The sequence below is a fragment of the Pseudomonas sp. Pseusp88 genome, from assembly GCF_047303955.1.
GTDB lineage: Bacteria > Pseudomonadota > Gammaproteobacteria > Pseudomonadales > Pseudomonadaceae > Aquipseudomonas.
Genome location: NZ_JBGLYM010000040.1, coordinates 26,873 through 46,749 on the forward strand (window position 1 = coordinate 26,873; position 19,877 = coordinate 46,749).

The window sequence follows — 19,877 nt, forward strand, 5'->3', positions numbered from 1 at the left end:
CAAATCAAGCAGAAAAAGGAACACAGGATGAGACTCAAGAATAAGGCAGCTCTGATCACCGGCGGTACCAGTGGCATCGGTCTGGCGACCGCAAGGCTGTTTATTGCCCATGGCGCACGGGTAGCGGTTACCGGTCGTGATGAGTCTGTATTCGAGCAGGTGCGAGCCGAGCTGGGCGAGAACGCGCTGGTGCTCAAGGGCGACGTGCGCAGCATCGAGGACATGCGGGCGATTGCAGCTCAGGCGAAGGAAAAGTTCGGTGGCCTGGATATCGTCTTCGCCAATGCTGGCCGGGCTTTCCCGTCGGCGCTCGGTGATATCGACGAGGCGCTTTATGACGAGATCATGGATATCAACGTCAAGGGCGTGGTGTTCACCCTTCAGGCGGTACTGGCGGATTTGCGTGATGGTGCCTCGTTCATCCTGAATACCTCCTTCGTCGCCCAGACCGGCAAGCACAACATTTCCCTGACCGCCGCCGCCAAAGCCGCCGTGCGCTCCCTGGCGCGGAGCTGGTCGTTCGAGTTTCTCGACCGCAGGATCCGCTTCAACGCCATTGCGCCCGGCGGCATCGACACGCCACTGCTCGGTAAATGGGGCATGGCGGACGCGGATCTTGAGCAGTTCAAGAACGAGTTCGCCAAGTTCGTCCCCGTGGGGCACATGGGCAAGGCCGAGGACATCGCCTATGCGGCGCTGTATCTGGCCAGTGACGAATCCTCTTATGTGGTCGGCAGCGAACTGGTTGTCGACGGTGGCGCCTCGCAACTTTAAGTCTTCGGTTTCTGATTCCAGAGCCGGACGCGTCAATGCAACTTATGCAGATATTGATCGTACCCGCCACGTTTTTAGTTGTGGTGGTTGTTCAAACGTGCCTGACCCTGCGGTGCTTCCAGGGCGGGCGAAGAGCAAGGAGAAGTTATCTTGACCGACAATAACGATAACAGTGGCGAGTCGCTCGCCAAGGCCGGCCATTCCCGCCGCAGTATTCTCAAGTTCGGCAGTGTTGCCACCGTTGGTGCGGTACTGGCTGGCAGCGGTTTGCTGGGCCATGCCGGCTCGGTCCTGGCCCAGACAACAGGTCGGGCAGCGGAGCTGGCCCCCAGTGATCCGCTGAATATCCTGATCGTCAATTACGACGGCGGCACGCTGCTGGATTTCGCCGGCCCCAGCGAGATTTTTCATCGACTGCCCAATACCAACGTTCGTTATGCCAGCCTCAAGGGCGGCAACGTGACCCTGGAGTTCGGTGTCGTGTATGGCAACACCGAGCGCCTGGCCGATATTGAGCGGACCGACGTGCTGCTGGTCCCCGGTGGCTCCGATCTGTCGGCGCCGATGGGGCCGGAATACCAGACGCAGATCCGCCGTCTGGCTGAAAGTGCCAGGCACATTACTTCGGTGTGCAACGGCTCACTGGTGCTTGCCGCAACCGGCATTCTCAACGGCAAGCGCAGCGCCTGTCATTGGGCCTTCGTCAACAAGCTGGCCGAATACGGCGCCATCCCGGTGGCGGATCGCTTCGTGGAAGACGACAACGGCCGGTTCATGAGTGGCGGCGGGGTGACGGCGGGCATCGATTTCGCCCTGCGCGTTGCCGCCAAATTGCGCGGCCGGCAAGCCGCCGAATTCACCCAGCTCGCCATCGAATATGACCCCGCACCGCCGTTCCATTCCGGCCATCCGCGTGAGGCCCGGCCAGAGGTTATCGCCATGGTCAACAAGGAGCTGCCTGGCGCGTCCAAGGGGCTTGCACGCATCCCCGGCGTTCGTTGAAGCCCGCACCTATCCGCAAATCTAGCCAACCAGACTGGACACTCCCTATGCGCTCCATTTTCTCCAAGCTGATGTTAATACCTGCCGTTGCCGCCCTCGCTGCCACATCCTTCAGCGCGTGGGCAGCAGGTCCGCAGCCCTCCACTGAAGCTGCGATCAAGTCGGAAAATGCCCGTTGGGCCGAAGCCTTCAAGCAAGGCGACTATCAGGCGATCGGGCGCCTCTACACCCGCGACGGCGCTCTCCTGCAACCGGGAGGGGAGCGGGTCACAGGCCCGGATGCAATTGCCAGCTACTTCGCCGAAGGGTATGCAGGTAAAACGCCGGATACGGTTTCTTTCAGTGAGTTCGAGTTCTACGGTAATGATGAGGTCGTGACAGAAGTGTCGAATGCCTCAATCCGCAGCCGCGACGGCAAGTTGAAAGTGCGTGCCAAGCAGATGCTCATCTTCGTCAAACAGGACGGCGTCTGGAAACTTCATCGCGATATGTGGAACGACAACAGCGCGCTAAAGCCGACTGATCGTTGATTTAGAAGGGCTGATGCCATGAGCGCTGATGGATCAGCGCTCATCACTCAGTCGGCTCTCGCGCCGGATCGATTGCGGCGGATGCCCATGCAGTTTGATGAAGGCCCGGCGCATTCGCTCCGGGTCGGTGAAGCCCACGGCCAGAGCAATTTGTTCAATGGGTTCACTGCCATCCTTCAGGCGCAACCGCGCCGCTTCCACCCGCAAGCGCTCCACCGCTCGGGCCGGAGTTTCACCTGTTTCCCGGCGAAACGCCCGGCCAAACTGGCGCGGGCTCAATCGGGCGGCATCGGCGAGTCGCTCCACCGGCAGCGCTTCGGCCAGATGTTCCCTGGCAAAATTCAGGGCAATGCGGATGCGGTCCGATTCCGGCTCCATTTGCGACATGGCCGAGAATTGCGATTGCCCACCGGGGCGGCGATACGGAACAACCAACAGCCTGGAGACTGCACGCGCAAGGTCTGCGCCCATATCCCGTTCAATCATGGCCAGGGCCAGGTCGATTCCGGAAGCAATACCCGCCGAGGTCCAGATAGCCCCATCTTCGGTGTAGATACTGTCACTTTCGACTCTGGTCAACGGGAAGCGCGCCTGTAATTGAGTCGCGTAGCGCCAGTGCGTTGTTGCTCTGCGACCGTTCAGCAAACCGGTTTCTGCCAGCAGGAAAGCCCCTGTACATACGCTGCCCACCCGTGAGGCTCTACTTGCCAGTTGCTTGGCGGCAGCAACGTTTTGCGGTGCCGACATCGGTGCAATATCCCCGCCGATGAACACCAGGGTGTCATAAGTGCTCGTGTCTGCCGCCGAGGTCTCGATCAGCAAACCGCTATTACCGGGAACCGGCCCCCCGGCTCCGGAGATGACATGCAGTTCATAGGGGGAGTCACCAACGGCTGTGGATACCAGATTGAACGTTGAAAGTGGCCCGCCAAGATCCAGCGCGTCATGGCCACGGCAAACAAAGAATCCAACTCGATGCATGATGAAGTAACTCTAGGCCCCGGGGAAAACCCTCGGATGAGTCATGGTAAATCATTCTTTTTGGTGCAGTGATTGGCGGTCTGGTGTTTGTCCGGAAATGAGGGAAAAACGTCGTTTGTGCCTGTGCGAATCAAACTTACAGTTGCGGTTCGTTCGATGTACCCAGCAGAACAAGGACACGCAACATGACCAAGAAAGTGCTTGAGATCCCTGCGGATCACCCGATGTTTGCCGCGACCCATGGCGGCTATGAGAGTTATGGCTACTCACCGGCCGTGCGTGCCGGCAACCTGCTTTTTATCGCTGGTGAAGTCGGATTTCGCGCCGATGGCTCGATCCCCGAAAGCGTTGCCGAACAGACCAGGTTTGCTCTGGAACGGACAAAGGAAGTGCTGCGCTTGCAGGGGTTGACCCTGGCCGATCTGGTTGAGGTGGTGAGCTATCACGTCAACCTGAAAGACACGGTGAACGAGTTCCTGCCGGTAAAAGCCCGCTACACCGAAAAGCCGTTTCCGGCCTGGTCGATCATTGGCGTCGAGGCGCTGGCTTTGCCTGAACTGAAAATTGAAATCCGCAGCGTCGCGGTTTTCCCCGAAGGCAAATAATCAGGGACCTGGTTTGGCAGGGCAGGAGCTTGTGCAGCCAAGCGGCACGTTTGCGGCAATTCCCCTGAACTCCTTCATTAAGCGCCCACTCTCAACTTCACTGCACAGTGCGAGTGGCGACGATGAAACTGCAAGCGGATATCGGCCAGCAACGCGGCAAGGTTTATGAAACCGATCTTCCGGCGCGCCTGGACCGGTTGCCTTGGGGGCGTTTCCATACCTTGCTGGTCTTCGCCCTCGGCATCACCTGGCTGCTTGACGGCCTGGAAGTGACTCTGGCCGGTTCCGTCTCCGGGGCGCTCAAGAGCAGCCCCGCCTTGCACATGAGCAACTTCGATATAGGCCTTGCCGGCGGCATCTATATCGCCGGTGCGGTGCTTGGCGCGTTGTTCTTCGGCTGGCTGACCGATCGGCTCGGGCGGCGCAAGTTGTTCTTCATCACCCTCTGGCTATACGTGGGGGCTACGGCGGCTACTGCGTTTTCCTTCAATCTGGAAAGTTTCCTGCTGTTTCGTTTCCTTACCGGCATGGGCATCGGCGGCGAGTACACGGCGATCAATTCGACCATTCAGGAGTTCACCCCGGCGCGTTATCGCGGCTGGGTCGACCTGACCATCAACGGCACCTTCTGGCTCGGAGCGGCCCTGGGCGCGGGCGGGGCGATTATCCTGCTCGATCCGCAGACCGTTGGTGGTGATCTGGGCTGGCGCCTGTGTTTCGGCATAGGCGCGGCGCTGGGCCTGGTGATTCTGGTCATGCGCCTGTGGCTGCCGGAAAGCCCGCGCTGGCTGTTGATCCATGGTCAGCCTGAAGAGGCGCGGCGCATCGTTGAAGGCATAGAAGGACGCTTGGGTGAGCAGGGGCATGTTCTGTCAACGGTAACCGGCAACCCCCTGCGTCTGCACGCGCGCAGTCATACGCCACTGGGCGAAGTCTTCCAGACCTTATTCGTCAGTTTCCGACGCCGCGCATTGGTCGGCATGACGTTGCTCACCGCCCAGGCATTTTTCTACAACGCCATTTTCTTCACCTACGCCCTGGTCCTTACCGATTTCTATCAGGTGCCCGCTGAACACGTCGGCTGGTATGTGTTGCCGTTGGCGCTGGGCAACTTCTGCGGGCCGCTGCTGCTTGGCCGCCTGTTCGACGTGATCGGACGGCGGGTCATGATCAGCCTGACCTACGCAGTATCCGGCGTGCTGCTGGCCATCAGCGGCTACTGCTTCGAGCAGGGCTGGTTCGACGTGACGCAGCAGGCCGTTGCCTGGATGGTGATTTTCTTCTTCGCTTCGGCAGCGGCCAGTTCAGCCTATCTGACTGTGGCGGAGACCTTTCCGCTGGAAATCCGCGCGCTGGCGATTGCCGTGTTCTACGCCTTCGGCACTGGCCTGGGCGGAATCATCGGGCCCATGCTGTTTGGCGAGTTGATCCAGAGCCAGCAGCGCAGCAGCCTGTTTGTCGGTTATGTGATCGGCGCATTTTTGATGATGTTGGCGGCTTTGGTGCAGGCGATCTGGGGCGTGGCGGCGGAACGGCAATCACTGGAACAGGTGGCACGGCCGTTGTCACAGGCGTGACACAGCCTAGGTCGTCGACCGGCGGTCTTGTACACTGTCTCGATATCCCTGCGAGCCACCTTCATGCGCTTCAAGTCCCAAGGCCGCTACCTGCTTATCGGGCTATGTGCGGCACTCGTCGTTTCATTGGCGTTCATCGGCCATTCCCAGCGTTTCTTTGAACTTGCCTGGTTCCACCTGTACCAGACGTTAAGCGGCGGCCCCGAGCATTCCCTGGGGCTGTCCGACTATCGTGCGGTCATTCAGGGTAAGCCTATAGAAGGGTTGGCGGACGTCTCGGCGCTTACTTTCGACCCGCAGCGCCAGACCCTGTTTACCGTGACCAACAAGCATTCCGAACTGGTGGAGCTGTCACTGGAGGGCACGATTCTGCGGCGCATCGCCCTGGTCGGCTTTGGCGACCCTGAAGGCGTGGAGTACATACGTCCCGGCACCTTCGTGATCAGTGACGAGCGCCATCAACGTCTGATGTCGGTGCAGATCGACGACCATACGACATCCCTTGATGCTGGCGCTGCAGGGCAAATGGTGCTCAACCTGGGCGGTCGCAGAAATCGCGGCTTCGAGGGTCTGGCCTTCGACCGTGCGCGCAATCGCCTGTACGTGGCCAACGAGCAGTCACCGATGACAATCTATGAAATCAGCGGCTTTCCAGGCACGGGTGATGCGCCACCGGAGATTCATATCGTGCAGAACCCCGGGCGTGATGCGGACCTGTTCATGACCGACCTGTCGAGCCTGGATTTCGATCAGCGTAATAATCACCTGCTGGCCCTGTCGGATCAGTCGCGTCTGCTGGTGGAGTTGGGTGCCGATCACAAGCCGGTTGGCACACTGGTGCTACGCAGTGGCTTTCATGGCTTGACCCAGACCGTCCCCCAGGCCGAGGGTGTGGCGCTGGACGATGAGGGCACTGTGTATCTGGTGAGTGAGCCGAATCTTTTTTATGTGTTCAGGAAGGCGCAGGAGGTTGGGCGGGGCTCGCAGAACTGAAGTCTTACGCGCCCGGTTGGGCGCGCAAGAGTTAACCACGCGGGGTTTAAAGGACCAGCGCAATGTCACTGGTACTCATCGTCGACAGATCGACAGTGCCAAACAGAAACCGGCAATCGCAACGACCATGTTACCGCCTGCTGCGTTGACCTGACTGGTCCAGTAATTCAAACCCGTAGGGTCTGCGGGCCGGCCGAAATAGGCGATATAAAGCTTTTGTACCTGGTCGATGTAGTCTGAAGCGGCCATCTCTCGGTGTCCTGAACGAGTCGAAAATATGTGGTCAAAACGCTATCAAGGATGTCGGATGACTGGCAAGTTGAAGGGACGGCCGGGCCAGGCTCCAACTCAGGCGAAGGGCAAGGGGCCGCGGAATGTACCGATGGGCACCCAGTGAGTAATAAGCCCTGTGTCAGGTTTCCAGTGATGCAGCAACAAGGCGGGCGGCTCTACGTAAGACGCTTCAGGGGCATCGGCGTCCAGCCTCAGGGCGATGGCGGTGGTGGTACTGGGAGCGGTGCACAGCAACGAGCCGCCGAAGCGCAGTTGCATGGCGCGGTGAATATGCCCGCATACGATTCGCTCGACTGCCGGATAGCGCTCTACCACCTGAACCAGCCGCTGGGCATTGCGGCAGGCGTAGGTATCGATGTAGGGAATGCCGCTAAGAAACGGCGGTTGGTGCAGCATGATCAGAGTAGGGCGCTCGGGTTCCTGTGCCAGGGACGCTTCAAGCCAGTGCTGCGCCGCTTCGCTCATGTCGCCGTGATGTTCGCCGGGTACGCTGATGTCCAGGCCGATGATCCGTACCGGTCCAAGATCTGATGCAATGAAGTGCAACGGTCCTTCGCTCGCTGCGTGGGCGAAAGCAGTTCTGAACAGCGTGGGGTCGTCGTGGTTGCCGGGGATGATCAGTAAAGGTTGCTTGATCTGCGCCAATAGCGTTTGCGCCATTTCATATTCGGCCGGTAGTCCTTCATCGACTATATCGCCGGTAATGATCACGACATCCGGGCGCGGGCGTAACGCATCAAGATGTTCGATAGCTTGTCGGCACATGGTGTTTGAGTCCACCAGGCCCTGATAGAGGACGCCGGGTGGTCTGATATGCAGGTCTGATAAATGAGCGATAAGCACTGCGTGTCCTCCCGTGGTTTTCAGGGGCGTTATTCGCCCGCCAGGTCGTCGTCCCTTCGTTTACGCTGACGGCTCATACCACGCTATGTTCAGGGACGTTCCAATGATGAAATTTGTGCGCCAGATGAAAGCATTTTTCGCTCGCAGTGAGGGCGCTGATCTGCAGAGCAAAGTCGACACATCGATGCCGCGGTCGGCTGTTCTGCATCCGCCGGCATGCCCTCCATTAGGGCCGTCCGCCGAGCCGTTGCGCAATCGTTATATGACGTATATCGCCTTGGTAGAAAGGCTTGCTACGCCGGTCGCCGATCCGGCGCTGCGCGAGACAGGCCAGCAACTGGCCAGGGATCTGCTGGCAAAGGCCATGGATCTGGGCAGCAGCAAAGCCCAGGAGTTCTCCCCGGATATCTACTGGCTGGTACAAAGCGCGGCGCTTGCCTCGTTATTTGCCGATGGTCCGCAATCGGATGAATTTTCCGCTTACCGCACCCATGTTCATTACTACAAGGACATCGGGCTTACCACGCCCCGGGTCTGGGCATTCGACCTTTACGTCATCGCTCGCCTGCCCGAAGATCCGGCGCGGGATGAGGCGCTTCTGGCACGTCTTGCAAGCTTGGTTCGAGAGCCAAACGAGCCTGCCCCTCAAGCGGCCGATATAGACGAACTGCTGCTCTGTCTTCCGCGCCTATACCCAGAAGGCGTTGCCATCAAGACCTATGAAGTGCGTGAAGGTACCTATTGGCCGGACTATGACGCTGCGGTTGTCGGCTTTTATAAACTGCTGGCCAAGGAGTGCTGGGAAGATGTGCAGTACAACCTGCATGGCGCAGGTACCATGCTCAAGAGCCCGACTTATATTGCCCAGGCCAATCTTGCGGAAATACAGAGCATGTTGACCTGGTGCATCCGTGGCGAGCGCTTTTGCGATGGGCATTGGGGATCGATGGTCGAGAAGGGGCATGTATTGAATGTGTTGAACCGATTGGCGGTTTTGCGCGAGCAGATGTGAGTGGCTGCAAACTCCTGACGCCGCACTTTCGCCAAGCAAATGCCGGACCCGTAGGAGCGCCTTGGTGGCGATCGAGTGCGTAGCGCTCGCAATGGCTTCAGTGGCTGAGCCGACGCCATCGCCAGCAAGCCGGCCACGTTCAAAGCGCGTCCAGTTAACGAGCCGGAGTGAGCTAACCCCGACCGCTGTATGCCGTTAAAGCAGCGCATCTGTGTCTACCGCGTCCATCGCCCTGATTGCTACGGTGCCCACCTATCGTTATTTACCGAGGCAGGCATGGAACTCACCGGCATCCCCTTCGGCACCACCGACTGGTCCGCAATCGAAGCCGTCCCGCACCCCGGCGAGACCGGCACCGCCTGGTGGCGCACCTGCCAGTTCGGCTCGATCCGCGTGCGGATGGTCGAATACAGCCCCGGCTACCTGGCCGATCACTGGTGCTGGAAAGGCCATATCCTGTTGTGCCTGGAGGGTGAGCTGCACACGGAGCTGGAAGACGGTCGGCAATTCGTCCTGACGGCCGGAATGAGTTATCAGGTGGGCGACAAGGCCGAAGGGCATCGGTCGTTTACCCAGACCGGCGCGAAATTGTTTATTGTCGATTAGTTGCTATTTTTCCGCTTCACCTGCCCAGAGGAACCGCCTTGTCTTCGCCTGCAAAATCCGGTCAGCACAAGCTCACGCCCGAGGCCGCTGAGGCCGATCGGGTCGCCGAGCAACTGCGCTCGATCATTGGCAACCTGGTGCGCAAGGTACGCGGCGAGGCGCAGACGCCCTCATCAGCCCAATCGGAAACCCTGGGCTTCATCGACCGCAATGGTCCTGCCAGCATCAGCGAGATGGCTGCCTACCGCCACGTCAAACACCAGAGCATGCGTCTGGTCATTGATCAGCTGGAATCACAAGGCATGGTCGAGCGCGCCCCTGACCCTGCCGATGGCCGCAAACAATTGATCACCCTGACTGGCCAGGGCCGCGCTGCCGTTGAGCAGCAACGCCATCAACGCAGCCAATGGCTGGCCGACCAGCTCCAGCAAAAGGCCACCTGCGCAGAACTGAATACCCTGCGCGAGGCTGTGGTAATCCTTGAGCGACTGGTGGCAGACGACCCAACTGAGCAGTCAGGCTGAGCGCAAGGCGGCGAGGGCGCTGCCTAACGAGTTCATCCCCCAGTGCTCGACATATTGGCCGTTGCGAATGCGCACGATATCAATCACGTCGATGACCACCCGGCGCCCGGTCGGCGCAATCCCTAGCAGATCCCCGCTGTGCAACCCGGAGATGCGCTTGCGGGTCGTGACCTTATCTCCCTCGGCGATCTGATCCAGCACCTCGACCTGCAAGTCCGCCAACCCTGCGTGCAGCACATTCTTGAACGTATGCCAGAGACTTTCCCGGCCTTGAGGTTGGCCCGAGGACGCGCTGTGATTGACGAAATCCTCGGCGACCAACGCCTCGAAAGCCTCGCGCTGGCACTGGGCGATGACCTCTTGGTTGAAGCGTTGGACGATGGTTTTGTGGGTGGCGGACATGAGGCACCTTTGAGATGAGGATTACAATTAATATACAGTTAGACTGTATAAATGCAATTCGATCTACAAGGTACCCAACGAGCGTGAGGTCGTGGCCTGATTCTCCGCCTGGCTCATACCGCCGCCAGACGCATCCGACACTCTCTTCGGATGATTCCCACGACTAGTGATCCTTTCTGCCTGTATCTGGGATGTCTGGAAATAACAATACTGGGCGGTCGCTATCATTCAAGATCAGATCATGTTCGAAAAACCGGAAGTGTTGTTTATCCCGCTGACTACTGCACATATTCGCCGTCTGGTCGATTCTGAACGGGATCTTGAATCCGAGATAAGTTCCTACAGCATCGCTGAAGCTGCGGCTGTCTTCACAGTTCAAAAACTATGTAGTAATGATATGCGTCACAGGACTCTCCAGTTGATAGAAAGGCAGCTTGCGGAAATAATAAAGACGGGCGTTGGTTTACTTGACGCAAAGAGTGAAGAGGACCTTCAGACACTCGTTGCTCGACGTTTTGACCCTCTACTGTTCAAGGAAGGTGTTGGGTTACTGGTGTCCTGTAATATAAGACTGATCGACAGTGATGCCTTGTCTGGGCAGGGTTATCTGCTTGAAAGTGGGCAATGGGATTTCAGTTTTCGTACACGATATGCTCAGACGCTTAATCCTGTTACCGAGGCTTTTGCGATGCCTTCAGGTGCCACCATTCGATTAACTTCGCAGCAGTCTCGTGCCTACGCCGATTTTTTGAGCAACCCTGAAGACCATCTTCATATTCAGGCTTTGGCGGGGACGGGCAAAACCCATATGATCGGTGGAATGATTGAGGCATTGGCAAATTATCAACCTCTGGTATTGGCATTCACATGGGCACAACTTAAACCGTTGCTAGACCGAGCCGGGCAAAAAAAAGTCTGTGGGATGACATATTCACAGCTGGCAGATGGTCTTCTCCGGTTCACCCACGGTGAATCATTAGTGCGAAGAGCATATCGAAGCCGTCAGGAACATCAGGTTTCATATGAGAATGTCGCCAAACGGTTAAAATTTCTCCCTGTGGGTCGTCTCGGCTCGACAATGGTGGCCTTGATTTGTACAAGCATGGTCAAACGCTTTTGCCATGGCCGTGATAACGCCGTCACCGCAAGGCACATACCCCCGCAAAGGTTCACATTTTCAAAACCCGAAGAGGAAGTGTTAGTGCAGTATGCGACCCGGTTATGGGAGCAAACCACCGTACCAACCGACCCCACTCACGAACTCCCGCTCCGCGGGTTTCATCTAGTAAAAAAACTCTCTCTTTTGAAACATATAACGCTATCAGCTCGTTACACGCACATAATTATCGATGAGTCTCATGATTTAACTCCTCCTCTGATTCAGTTTCTAGATAGGTGTGATCAGCAAGTCATTACACTTGGCGATCCGTGCCAGCGACTGGACGGTTGGGCCCCTTGCCGAGGTAAGCATGTGCGGTATCGTGAGATCTCTCATTCGGTAAGAGCTGGTCGGCAGATCGAAGCGGTCGTCAACCCGCTGATAAACAGTAATCCCTTCGTTCATGTCCCCCTCCTGGAAGGAAGTAGAGGTCACGATTCGCAGGTCGTCTATTATGATAAGACGGAAATTCCTGATGGTTGCACTACTATTCTGGTCAATTCGGAGTGGGGGTTGTTCGAATGGTTTCAACGGCTGGGAAATGAGAATGTGAAATTTGATATTCTTGCCCAGTCCAGGAAAGGGTTTAAACGCTTCGCGATAGAGTGCATTAATTTTTATCATCGAGCAGGCAATCATCCGGTCCATGGCGCTCTTTTTCACTATGATGACTGGTCGGATCTGCAATATACCATGCAGAATGATCCCTCTTTCAAACTGATAGATCGAATGCTGCAGCGAGGTTACAAGTTAGCGGATTTTGAAGCGTCATGGGCTAAACTCGAAAAGGCGGATAGGCCGATCATCAGGCTTGGAAAGGTCTTCGATGCTAAAAATCTTGAACTTGACTCCGTTATGCTGGCTCCTGACCTTTTCTATGACGATCGCGCCACGGATCGCAAAAGCGCAGCCAGAGCCTTCGCTGCACTCTATATAGGCAGCACACGCACACGCTTCAAATTGATTGTGCCCGGCTATATGAAGGACTGGATTTCAGACCATTCAAATTGGGCGAAAAGTCACCTGTGAGCGAGCTTTCACCATGAGGCGCGATATCTAACCTCGTGTCGTGCCGCTCGCCGACAAATTGGCTCCTGCGCAGGCATCCGTCGCTTGACTAGCCAGCCGGTCGCATCGGCACCCCAAACGCCCCAAGCAACTTGCTCAAGTGCTGATTGAACACCGCCCCCGGATCGTCCTGAAGCACGGCAAACGCCATCATCTCTTCTGCGGCGCCCAAGATAGTCGGCGCCGCGATGGCGCCTGTCATGGCTGAATCAATGCTCCGTCCGTTCGACCCAGATCCCACTTGATGCTATTGCTGCCCGTCGTTGCCGACAACGACCCCATCCTCTGTTATATCTGTGCCAAGGCGTATATACCTGACGCGCCGCCAATCCCTGCCAACCCAGAGGCCCAGATGCTCTTACACCGATCAACCTGGATTGAAATCGAACAATTCCTCAGCCACAGCCGCACCATCGTCGTGCCCATCGGGTCCAACGAGCAGCACGGCCCAACCGGCCTGTTGGGCACGGACTGGATGTGCCCGGAAATCATTGCCCATCAAGCCCAGGCCAACGCCGATATCCTCGTCGGCCCGACCTTCAATATCGGCATGGCACAACATCATCTGGGCTTCCCCGGTACCATCTCCCTGCGTCCCTCGACCTTTATCGCCGCCATCGGTGACTGGGTTCGCTCGCTGGCAGGGCACGGTTTCGAAAAAATCCTCTTCCTCAATGGCCATGGCGGCAATGTCGCCACCATCGAAGCCGCATTCTCCGAGCTGTACGCCGAAGCCAGTTTTGCCCGGCGTCCTGCAGGCTTTGCCTTGAAGCTGTGCAATTGGTGGGATCTGGAGGGCGTCAATGCCCTGGCCAATCAACAATTCCCTGTCGGCCATGGCAGCCATGCCACGCCTTCGGAAATCGCCATCACTCAATGGGCCTACCCGGAGTCGATCAAGACCGCCGACTACCAACCGCAAATTGCCCCGACCGGCCCCATCCGCGAAGCCCGGGACTTCCGCGCGCGCTTCCCTGATGGCCGCATGGGCTCCGACCCGGCCCTGGCTACGCCGGAAAAAGGCGGCGAACTGGTCAAACTGGCAGCGCAGGGGCTGGTGCGGGCGGTGGAGGCGTTCAGTCGGGAGGTGACGCCGCAGTGACGTCGGAAAGCCTTTGATGAAACGAAAAGCGCCGCCCCGATTGATCCAGTCGACGACCTCTGTTGTGACCGAAGGCAAGCCTGTCGAAGACCATCCACCTTACTGGCATTCGGACGACGGTCTGTCTGTTCATCCGGGCCTGTCAGTGATGGGATTTATTTTTGTCGTCGTCATCGCGATCTGTTTGCCGTTTTACGCTCTGACATTATTGGTTATCACCGCTGCGGAGGCGCTCAAGGGGTTGCCGCTGTCCTATATGCAAACGCTGGGCAGCCCCATGTTTTTCGGGTCCATGATCGGCACCGCGGTGTTAGGCGCGGTGGCGGTTCGTTGGGCGGGGTCTGGCCCGACCGTGGCAAGGTTCAGCTTCGATGAGCCGCGACAAATCATGACCTTCACGGAACTTCGCTCTATGCGCAAGCCCGTTGAAATCACGGTGGCCTACAGTGCAATCCAGTCGATTACCCCCTATTTGCTTTATAGCTATGCCAGGTCCGGGCACTACCAGGTGAGTTACATCGGCACCAACGGTAAGCCGACCGAACGTCGTTTCGGCATGGACATTCCACTTGAGCAAATGGAGTTTCATGCGACCTGGTTGCGGCGCTCCATCGGCGAGCGCATGCACGATGTCATGCAACTGGATTTGTAGTGACTGGATTCAAGCACTGCATCGACGGGAGTAACGAAACGCCTGAATTGCCAAGTTGGTCTCATCCTTGGTGTCTTGTGCCGTGCCATCAGTTGCTCAACCTGCGGGCGACGGGTATTCAGGGCGCCGACATAAACACACGCGCCCGCTAAACAGGAGTTACCCGTGACGAATGATCATTCCCGCGCCTGGCTGCTTGCCGGCCTGCTCGCCTTGCCCTGGCTCGCCCATGGCGCCACCGCCGCGAAAACCGAGCCTGCCGAGAGCAAATGGTCAAAGACCTTCCACCTCTACGGTTCCACGGCGGTGGAGGGCGGCGAATGTGTTGCCGGGGACGCCACCAGGGAAGGAATGGACGGCCGCGCCTATGTGTACCTCAAAGACAGCAAGACCCACCAGCCACGCTGGATGACTGCCATCCCGCTGGCGGACGCCGACATGTACCAGAACCGCGCCACCCACTGCTTCGCCATGGATGGATCGTTGTTCGTATTGGTCCAGACCGACACCAACCAGGCGACCTCCCTGTCGCAGACCCTACTGAGCGTGACGGAATTGTCCCCGGCCACCGGGAAAATAATCAGCAATCAGGACGTGGATATTCCTGGCATCGACGACGCTTATTCAGCCTGGGTGGAGAAAGGCAGCAAGGGCTTTCACGAAGAGAACGGGCAGATTCGCATCGCCGGGCAGTATTTCATGATGGAGAACGCCGAGAAGCGCATGCCGTTTACTTTTACGGTTGCGGCGCATCCAGCGAAAAAACCGTGATGAGCCTGGCTCGCATACTCTATAAGCGTGATTTCGCAGCGATTAAACTCATCTGAAACTACCGCTTTGAGGAGCCTGAGCCGTGTCGGCAAATAACAGCAGGGCAGCCCCGCCTGATTGCGCCTGGACGGTGTTCCTGATCTTCCTGCGCCTGGGGCTGACCTCATTTGGCGGCCCGATTGCCCATCTTGGCTACTTTCGCGAAGAGTTCGTCACTCGGCGCCAATGGCTCAGTGAACGCAGTTATATCGATCTGGTTGCCCTCTGCCAGTTTCTACCAGGGCCGGCGAGCAGTCAGGTCGGCATAGGCATCGGGCTGTCTCGCGCCGGATTTTCAGGCGCCGTCGCCGCCTGGGCAGGGTTCACTCTGCCTTCAGCGCTCATCCTGATTCTCTTCGCCCAAGGGCTGTCCACTTGGGGCGGGGCTATGCCAAACGGGCTGTTGCACGGCCTCAAGATAGTCGCGGTTGCTGTTGTCGCGCAGGCGGTATGGGGCATGGCGCGTAATCTTTGCACCGACGTACCGCGGGTGACCCTCGCTGCGCTCTCAGCCTGCGTGGCACTCCTTTGGCCCAGCGCCGTGGGGCAGATAGGCGTGATTGCCTGCACCGCCGGCATAGGCTTGCTGCTGTTCAAGCCCGTGCACACCCGGATTGACGAGTCCTTGCCATTCGCGGTCAGCCGCAAGGCAGGCCTGATATCGCTTTCGTTGTTCTTCGGCTTACTGGCTGCCCTGCCATTGCTGATTCAGGCTTGGCCGTCTCAGGCATTGGCCATGGTAAATGCCTTCTACCGCGCGGGCTCATTGGTGTTCGGCGGCGGTCATGTGGTGTTGCCGTTGCTTCAGTCGGCCACGGTCCCCAACGGCTGGGTGGACAACGACACTTTTCTCGCCGGATATGGCCTGGCCCAGGCCGTGCCCGGCCCGCTGTTTACGTTTGCGGCATTTCTCGGCGCATCCATGAACGTGCCGCCTTCTGGCTGGGTCGGCGCCATGATCTGCCTCGTCGCGATTTTTGCGCCGTCATTCCTGTTGGTGATCGGCGTATTGCCATTCTGGGAACGACTGCGCCATAGCTTGCGCACGCAAACGGCGCTTGCCGGTGTCAACGCTGGGGTGGTAGGACTGCTTCTGGCTGCCTTGTACAACCCGGTCTGGACCAGTGCCATCGTGCAGCCGCTGGACTTTGGCCTGGCCCTGATCGCCCTGGTGGCCCTGATGTTCTGGAAGGTACCGCCTTGGGCCGTCGTATTGGGCAGTGGTTTGTGCGGATGGCTGCTCGGCGCGGTTGTTTGAGAAAAGCCGTTTCGCAGCGTTGGCGCAGGCTTTTGCCTTTCACCTTCACGCCTGCAGCTCACCCGACGAATACAACGCCGTCGATACGGCTTGAGGATTACGCAGGCATGCCCGGATTTGCGGGGCCAGCGCCGCCTCAAACGGCGCGAAGGATCGGACCTGGGAGTTCCGCGCAAATATCATGGCCTCAGCCAGATAATGCTCCATCGCGACGCCATCGCCGGACAGCGCCGCCTGCAGGGCATGGCACCGCGGCGCCAGTGTCGGCGAGTACCAGTCGATATCGCGATTGAGCAACGGCGCATTCAATATCCCGGCGTCGCCGTGGACCATCGCCCGACAGAAATCCAGTTCACGGCGCAGGATGGCAATGCTTGCAGCGCACGGCCCCAGGGCCTTCGGGTTGGCGTCGAGCAAGTCTTTCAACTCGTCATCAAGGCGCAGCGCTGCGCCCCAATCGCCGTCGACTTGCAAAGCCGCAAGGCGAAAGGACAGCGCCACCAACGGCATGGGCATGGGTTGTCGGGCCAGGGTTTGCATATCAGCGGCGGGCAACTGCGCTGCATCGACGCCAGACACATACAGCGCCAACAAGCGCGAATAAGCAAAGTCAGGGCTGTGCTCATCGGGTCTGCGCCACCAGCTCAGCAACTGCGCGCCATCGCTCGGCATGCCTTTGTTGGTGGGCACCAGGTTGGCCAGCCCGATGGCCAGGTTGACTGCGGCAAACGCCAATACCACGCCGCCATGGGGCCAGGCGATGGCCGCGCCGGCCAGGCAAACGCCGCCAATCATCAGGTTTATCAGCGGGCCCATGGCGATAAACAACAGCTTGGCGCGCCGGACGGGTTGATCGGGCGCATTCGCCGCAAACACAAAACCCAGCCATGACTGCCCCTTGCCGCCTCTTGCCCACCGTGCCCGAACTCCATGGCGCAGAGCCTGAATATCGACGGCAAAGAGCCGTGCCTGTAACACCGTCATCCCGCCCAGCCGTGCACCCAGCCAGTGGCCGGCTTCGTGCAGAGCCGTGGCAAGGAAGCCCAGCACAATCACTCCCAGAATGGTGGAGAAGGGCTGCGCGCCTATGTCAAACGACATGCCCAGGGTAAAGCCCGCGACGAAAAACCCCGCAAAGCTCAAGGCAACCTGCAACGCGCGCATTAGAAAACTGAATAGTGCCGAGCGGATCTTCATAGTGTTTTTTACGGGCTTGCCTTGAAAGGATGCCGTCAGCGAAATAGCCGAGCGACGCAAAGGGGACTGATTAACATGGCGAGCCCATCAGCGAGGATGGTTATCCAAAAAAGTTATCCATCAGATCCTCCGATCTTTCCGGGACCACTGTCAAACCCCGACCAAACGCAGTGTGAACAACGCGACGTTTCCGAAAAATTTGATCAGATCGCGAAACTTTCTCCCCTGCCACTGAGGTTTGACGGGCCTGACTAAAGGCCGGAGGATTGGCAACTTCATCGCATACACGCTTCAGGTTCTATTTGCGAGACAGGGCACTAGCGACATGGATTGTTGGCGTCTCACTCCCAGCCATGTGTTTGAGCTGTTCAAGTTCCGAAGCAAGGACTCGAGACCCTTATGAAACTGCCGAAGATCATCTGTTCCTTTGTACTGTGTGCCCTGTCACTCACAGCCCTGGCCGCCAGCAAAGCCGAAGACCCGCTACGCAACGTCGAGCTGGCCCGCGCCTACATCGCCGCCCGCGCGCCCACCGCGCAACTCGACTGCCACAAGAACGCATACAACTACCCCGAATGCACCGCCGACGGATACGAAATCGGCGGCTACGGCTGCGACAGCGACGGTTTTTACGCAGGCGTCTACGCCGACGACGGCGTTACTCTCGCCGACAACATCAACCTGGACCTGACCCGACCCATCGCCCACCTGTCCAAAGGGCAATTCGTCTGCATTCAGATCGTCGGCAAAAAAGAAGAAACCCTGCGTTACTACATTCAGGCCGTACCGGTCGCGACTGTGGAAAACTGCAAAGACAATGCGATCTGCACCGACTACGGCGAACGCCCCGTGCAATGGTTCAAACCCGTCACCGGCAAACCCTGCACCCGAGCGGGCACGAACTTCACCCGCCGTGGCTACGCCTATACCGGCGACTGCGCGGCGGGGTGGGTGGACAAGGAAACCCTGGACGAGTTTTCCATGGGTTTGAAGCCGCAGTGATGAAGTTTGTGCGTTGGTTGAGGGCGTGCTTTGACGGCGAGCCTGATGCGGCTCTTTCTCCGGAAGTTGGTAAATCCGCCTCACGCACTGAACAAAATCCGCCGGGTTTTGAAATGCCGATGGGGGAGAGTGAGCTGCATTCCACTTCGCCTGATGGGCGCTACTGTGTGCGAGTATTGCCCTGGGAGGCACGTAATACACTGTGGGTGTATTCGCCATACATTGTTGATACGCAGCGGGGGGTATGTGTTTTTCAGTTTGCAGATGCGTGTTGGTCGGTGGATCGGTCGGTTTGGTTGAGTGATACGGTGGTGGAGTTGGGGTTACGCAAGTTTCCGGGGGACAGGACGGGATCGGGAGTCAGGGTGGTTGTTGATTGTGAGGGACGTGTCGCGTACCGGGGTGAAGGGAAAAACGTTGCGTTATCGAGGCTGGAGAGTGAGCTCGAAACGATGATATCAAGCTGAGTCAGGGTTGCCTGATGGGGCGCTTTTTTTCTTACTATGCGATGAAGTATCCAGGATAAACAGAGCAAAAATATCGTTCCTATTTCATGAGTCCATATCGTGGATTTTAGCTGCCTGGTGGCTCGTTCAGACGTCAATTCCTCCGTTAATAGTTCTTTGCCATCCACCGTCAGAATAATAATACGGTCGCTTTTTACATTGGGGATCAGGCTTTGGCAGTAGCGCTCGCTTCAAAAAATGATGTTGAGCAAGTTGAGCCAATCAAGGAGCAAGAATGGGCATAAAAGCCAAAAATGAAAGACTGGAAGGTTCCTGCCATTGCGGAAAAGTACGTATCGCGCTTGCCCATCCGCCCGCGTACGCCATCAAATGCAATTGCTCTATCTGCATCAGGCTGGGCGCACATTGGGCTCATTACGACGCGGCAATGGTAGACATTGTCGGGCACCCGGAAAACACTTCTTCATACCTTTGGGGTAAGGAAACCCTCAGGACAATCCGCTGTAGCACCTGCGGCTGCGTTACCCATTGGGAAGCGATTTTGCCCGAGGCGGGTGCCGATATTGGCGTGAATATCAATAACTTTGGTCAGGCGCTGATCAACAAGACCCCGGTTCGACATTTTGATGGGGCAGATGGTTGGGCTTACCTGGACTGAGGCTCAACGAGGTGCGCAGGCATGGTGTGAACACCCTGGCCGTACGCGCCGAGGAGCTGCAAGGCATGGAACCGGCCGATCTGGCGCTGGTGACCTGGCTGCGGGAAATTGTCGAAATCGCCTGCAGCCTGCGCGGTGTCATCGCCGCCATGGTCGCCGCCATCGAAGACCCCGACTCGGCACTGCATGCATCGTGCGTCAGCATGAAAGCGTCCGGCACGCGACTGCTGGAACGCGCACAGACAGCGGGACTGGCGCGAAGTGATATGGACGGGGCGGATCTTTTGGCTCTGTCTGCATTAAGTGTTGCGTACGAGGTATCGCGAATTATGTGGGAGCGGATTCATCCGCGAAAATGTCG

General features: G+C 58.0%; 22 protein-coding genes and 1 pseudogene. 17 read left to right on the forward strand and 6 right to left on the reverse strand.

All coding sequences use genetic code 11. From position 1 onward, the window contains the following. The first annotated feature begins 27 nt into the window (after window positions 1-27). The 3 genes from ACCD02_RS29055 (at window position 28) to ACCD02_RS29065 (ending at window position 2,306) form a co-directional block, all read left to right on the forward strand. Window positions 28-774, forward strand: a complete 747-nt coding sequence (locus ACCD02_RS29055; RefSeq protein ID WP_413309511.1) for an SDR family oxidoreductase — start codon at window positions 28-30, stop codon at window positions 772-774. Window positions 775-924: 150 nt separating this feature from the next. Then, the gene (locus ACCD02_RS29060; protein WP_413309513.1) at window positions 925-1,776 is read left to right on the forward strand and encodes a DJ-1/PfpI family protein; all 852 of its coding nucleotides are present in this window, start codon (window positions 925-927) and stop codon (window positions 1,774-1,776) included. A 47-nt stretch (window positions 1,777-1,823) separates the two neighbouring features. Then, window positions 1,824-2,306, forward strand: coding sequence for a YybH family protein (locus ACCD02_RS29065; protein ID WP_413309515.1), 483 nt, complete (start codon window positions 1,824-1,826; stop codon window positions 2,304-2,306). 33 nt (window positions 2,307-2,339) lie between these two features. Here ACCD02_RS29065 and ACCD02_RS29070 read toward each other — a convergent pair whose 3' ends face one another. Continuing rightward, complete coding sequence (locus ACCD02_RS29070; protein WP_413309517.1) at window positions 2,340-3,287, reverse strand: GlxA family transcriptional regulator; 948 nt, start codon at window positions 3,285-3,287, stop codon at window positions 2,340-2,342. Window positions 3,288-3,472: 185 nt separating this feature from the next. Here ACCD02_RS29070 and ACCD02_RS29075 point away from each other — a divergent pair, with 185 nt between their 5' ends. The 3 genes from ACCD02_RS29075 (at window position 3,473) to ACCD02_RS29085 (ending at window position 6,462) form a co-directional block, all read left to right on the forward strand. Beyond that, entirely contained in the window at window positions 3,473-3,892 is a 420-nt protein-coding gene (locus ACCD02_RS29075; protein WP_413309519.1) for a Rid family hydrolase, read from the forward strand. Between the two features lie 122 nt (window positions 3,893-4,014). Then, on the forward strand, window positions 4,015-5,469 hold the full coding sequence (locus tag ACCD02_RS29080) for an MFS transporter (protein WP_413309521.1): 1,455 nt from the start codon (window positions 4,015-4,017) through the stop codon (window positions 5,467-5,469). Window positions 5,470-5,532: 63 nt separating this feature from the next. Further along, window positions 5,533-6,462: an SdiA-regulated domain-containing protein gene (locus ACCD02_RS29085; protein WP_413309522.1), complete on the forward strand. Its 930-nt coding sequence runs from the start codon at window positions 5,533-5,535 to the stop codon at window positions 6,460-6,462. Window positions 6,463-6,537: 75 nt separating this feature from the next. Here ACCD02_RS29085 and ACCD02_RS29090 read toward each other — a convergent pair whose 3' ends face one another. After that, window positions 6,538-6,741, reverse strand: coding sequence for a DUF4214 domain-containing protein (locus ACCD02_RS29090; RefSeq protein ID WP_413309554.1), 204 nt, complete (start codon window positions 6,739-6,741; stop codon window positions 6,538-6,540). 69 nt (window positions 6,742-6,810) lie between these two features. Further along, complete coding sequence (locus tag ACCD02_RS29095) at window positions 6,811-7,599, reverse strand: phosphodiesterase (protein ID WP_413309524.1); 789 nt, start codon at window positions 7,597-7,599, stop codon at window positions 6,811-6,813. A gap of 103 nt (window positions 7,600-7,702) precedes the next feature. On the opposite strand from ACCD02_RS29095, the gene ACCD02_RS29100 reads away from it, so the two are divergent. The 3 genes from ACCD02_RS29100 to ACCD02_RS29110 all read left to right on the forward strand — a co-directional run bounded on the left by ACCD02_RS29100 (window position 7,703) and on the right by ACCD02_RS29110 (window position 9,741). Then, window positions 7,703-8,611, forward strand: a complete 909-nt coding sequence (locus ACCD02_RS29100) for a DUF6508 domain-containing protein (RefSeq protein ID WP_413309525.1) — start codon at window positions 7,703-7,705, stop codon at window positions 8,609-8,611. A 276-nt stretch (window positions 8,612-8,887) separates the two neighbouring features. After that, entirely contained in the window at window positions 8,888-9,217 is a 330-nt protein-coding gene (locus ACCD02_RS29105) for a DHCW motif cupin fold protein (protein ID WP_413309527.1), read from the forward strand. A 38-nt stretch (window positions 9,218-9,255) separates the two neighbouring features. Further along, the gene (locus ACCD02_RS29110; RefSeq protein ID WP_413309529.1) at window positions 9,256-9,741 is read left to right on the forward strand and encodes a MarR family winged helix-turn-helix transcriptional regulator; all 486 of its coding nucleotides are present in this window, start codon (window positions 9,256-9,258) and stop codon (window positions 9,739-9,741) included. Here the strand turns inward: ACCD02_RS29110 and ACCD02_RS29115 are convergent. Continuing rightward, the gene (locus tag ACCD02_RS29115) at window positions 9,733-10,143 is read right to left on the reverse strand and encodes an ester cyclase (protein ID WP_413309531.1); all 411 of its coding nucleotides are present in this window, start codon (window positions 10,141-10,143) and stop codon (window positions 9,733-9,735) included. The genes ACCD02_RS29110 and ACCD02_RS29115 overlap by 9 nt on opposite strands. 241 nt (window positions 10,144-10,384) lie before the next feature. On the opposite strand from ACCD02_RS29115, the gene ACCD02_RS29120 reads away from it, so the two are divergent. Then, window positions 10,385-12,331 (forward strand): helicase, encoded by a 1,947-nt coding sequence (locus ACCD02_RS29120; RefSeq protein ID WP_413309533.1) that lies wholly within the window; start codon window positions 10,385-10,387, stop codon window positions 12,329-12,331. An 88-nt stretch (window positions 12,332-12,419) separates the two neighbouring features. Here ACCD02_RS29120 and ACCD02_RS29125 read toward each other — a convergent pair whose 3' ends face one another. Continuing rightward, complete coding sequence (locus ACCD02_RS29125) at window positions 12,420-12,572, reverse strand: hypothetical protein (RefSeq protein ID WP_413309535.1); 153 nt, start codon at window positions 12,570-12,572, stop codon at window positions 12,420-12,422. A 150-nt stretch (window positions 12,573-12,722) separates the two neighbouring features. Between ACCD02_RS29125 and ACCD02_RS29130 the strand changes: the two genes are divergently transcribed. The 4 genes from ACCD02_RS29130 (at window position 12,723) to chrA (ending at window position 16,192) form a co-directional block, all read left to right on the forward strand. Further along, a complete protein-coding gene (locus ACCD02_RS29130; RefSeq protein ID WP_413309537.1) occupies window positions 12,723-13,472 on the forward strand; it encodes a creatininase family protein in 750 nt (249 codons plus the stop codon). A gap of 16 nt (window positions 13,473-13,488) precedes the next feature. Continuing rightward, entirely contained in the window at window positions 13,489-14,124 is a 636-nt protein-coding gene (locus tag ACCD02_RS29135; protein ID WP_413309538.1) for a hypothetical protein, read from the forward strand. Between the two features lie 165 nt (window positions 14,125-14,289). Further along, window positions 14,290-14,895: a hypothetical protein gene (locus ACCD02_RS29140; protein ID WP_413309540.1), complete on the forward strand. Its 606-nt coding sequence runs from the start codon at window positions 14,290-14,292 to the stop codon at window positions 14,893-14,895. A gap of 82 nt (window positions 14,896-14,977) precedes the next feature. After that, entirely contained in the window at window positions 14,978-16,192 is a 1,215-nt protein-coding gene (chrA, locus tag ACCD02_RS29145; protein ID WP_413309542.1) for a chromate efflux transporter, read from the forward strand. A 45-nt stretch (window positions 16,193-16,237) separates the two neighbouring features. On the opposite strand, the gene ACCD02_RS29150 is transcribed toward chrA, so the two are convergent. Next, window positions 16,238-17,356, reverse strand: coding sequence for a hypothetical protein (locus ACCD02_RS29150; protein WP_413309544.1), 1,119 nt, complete (start codon window positions 17,354-17,356; stop codon window positions 16,238-16,240). Window positions 17,357-17,788: 432 nt separating this feature from the next. Here ACCD02_RS29150 and ACCD02_RS29155 point away from each other — a divergent pair, with 432 nt between their 5' ends. The 3 genes and pseudogenes from ACCD02_RS29155 to ACCD02_RS29165 all read left to right on the forward strand — a co-directional run. Then, window positions 17,789-18,391, forward strand: a complete 603-nt coding sequence (locus tag ACCD02_RS29155) for a hypothetical protein (protein WP_413309546.1) — start codon at window positions 17,789-17,791, stop codon at window positions 18,389-18,391. A 741-nt stretch (window positions 18,392-19,132) separates the two neighbouring features. Next, window positions 19,133-19,516, forward strand: coding sequence for a GFA family protein (locus ACCD02_RS29160; RefSeq protein WP_413309548.1), 384 nt, complete (start codon window positions 19,133-19,135; stop codon window positions 19,514-19,516). 26 nt (window positions 19,517-19,542) lie between these two features. Further along, window positions 19,543-19,877 (forward strand): annotated as a pseudogene (locus tag ACCD02_RS29165) (hypothetical protein); the annotation flags it as partial.

Coding starts and splice junctions, on each gene's coding strand:
- ACCD02_RS29115 (WP_413309531.1), bottom strand. CDS start 10,143: ATGTCCGCCACCCACAAAACCATCGTCCAACGCTTCAACCAAGAGGTC.
- ACCD02_RS29080 (WP_413309521.1), top strand. CDS start 4,015: ATGAAACTGCAAGCGGATATCGGCCAGCAACGCGGCAAGGTTTATGAA.
- ACCD02_RS29160 (WP_413309548.1), top strand. CDS start 19,133: ATGGGCATAAAAGCCAAAAATGAAAGACTGGAAGGTTCCTGCCATTGC.
- ACCD02_RS29155 (WP_413309546.1), top strand. CDS start 17,789: ATGAAACTGCCGAAGATCATCTGTTCCTTTGTACTGTGTGCCCTGTCA.
- ACCD02_RS29135 (WP_413309538.1), top strand. CDS start 13,489: ATGAAACGAAAAGCGCCGCCCCGATTGATCCAGTCGACGACCTCTGTT.
- ACCD02_RS29085 (WP_413309522.1), top strand. CDS start 5,533: ATGCGCTTCAAGTCCCAAGGCCGCTACCTGCTTATCGGGCTATGTGCG.
- ACCD02_RS29065 (WP_413309515.1), top strand. CDS start 1,824: ATGCGCTCCATTTTCTCCAAGCTGATGTTAATACCTGCCGTTGCCGCC.
- ACCD02_RS29100 (WP_413309525.1), top strand. CDS start 7,703: ATGATGAAATTTGTGCGCCAGATGAAAGCATTTTTCGCTCGCAGTGAG.
- ACCD02_RS29105 (WP_413309527.1), top strand. CDS start 8,888: ATGGAACTCACCGGCATCCCCTTCGGCACCACCGACTGGTCCGCAATC.
- ACCD02_RS29075 (WP_413309519.1), top strand. CDS start 3,473: ATGACCAAGAAAGTGCTTGAGATCCCTGCGGATCACCCGATGTTTGCC.
- ACCD02_RS29055 (WP_413309511.1), top strand. CDS start 28: ATGAGACTCAAGAATAAGGCAGCTCTGATCACCGGCGGTACCAGTGGC.
- ACCD02_RS29125 (WP_413309535.1), bottom strand. CDS start 12,572: ATGACAGGCGCCATCGCGGCGCCGACTATCTTGGGCGCCGCAGAAGAG.
- ACCD02_RS29070 (WP_413309517.1), bottom strand. CDS start 3,287: ATGCATCGAGTTGGATTCTTTGTTTGCCGTGGCCATGACGCGCTGGAT.
- ACCD02_RS29150 (WP_413309544.1), bottom strand. CDS start 17,356: ATGCGCGCGTTGCAGGTTGCCTTGAGCTTTGCGGGGTTTTTCGTCGCG.
- ACCD02_RS29120 (WP_413309533.1), top strand. CDS start 10,385: ATGTTCGAAAAACCGGAAGTGTTGTTTATCCCGCTGACTACTGCACAT.
- ACCD02_RS29130 (WP_413309537.1), top strand. CDS start 12,723: ATGCTCTTACACCGATCAACCTGGATTGAAATCGAACAATTCCTCAGC.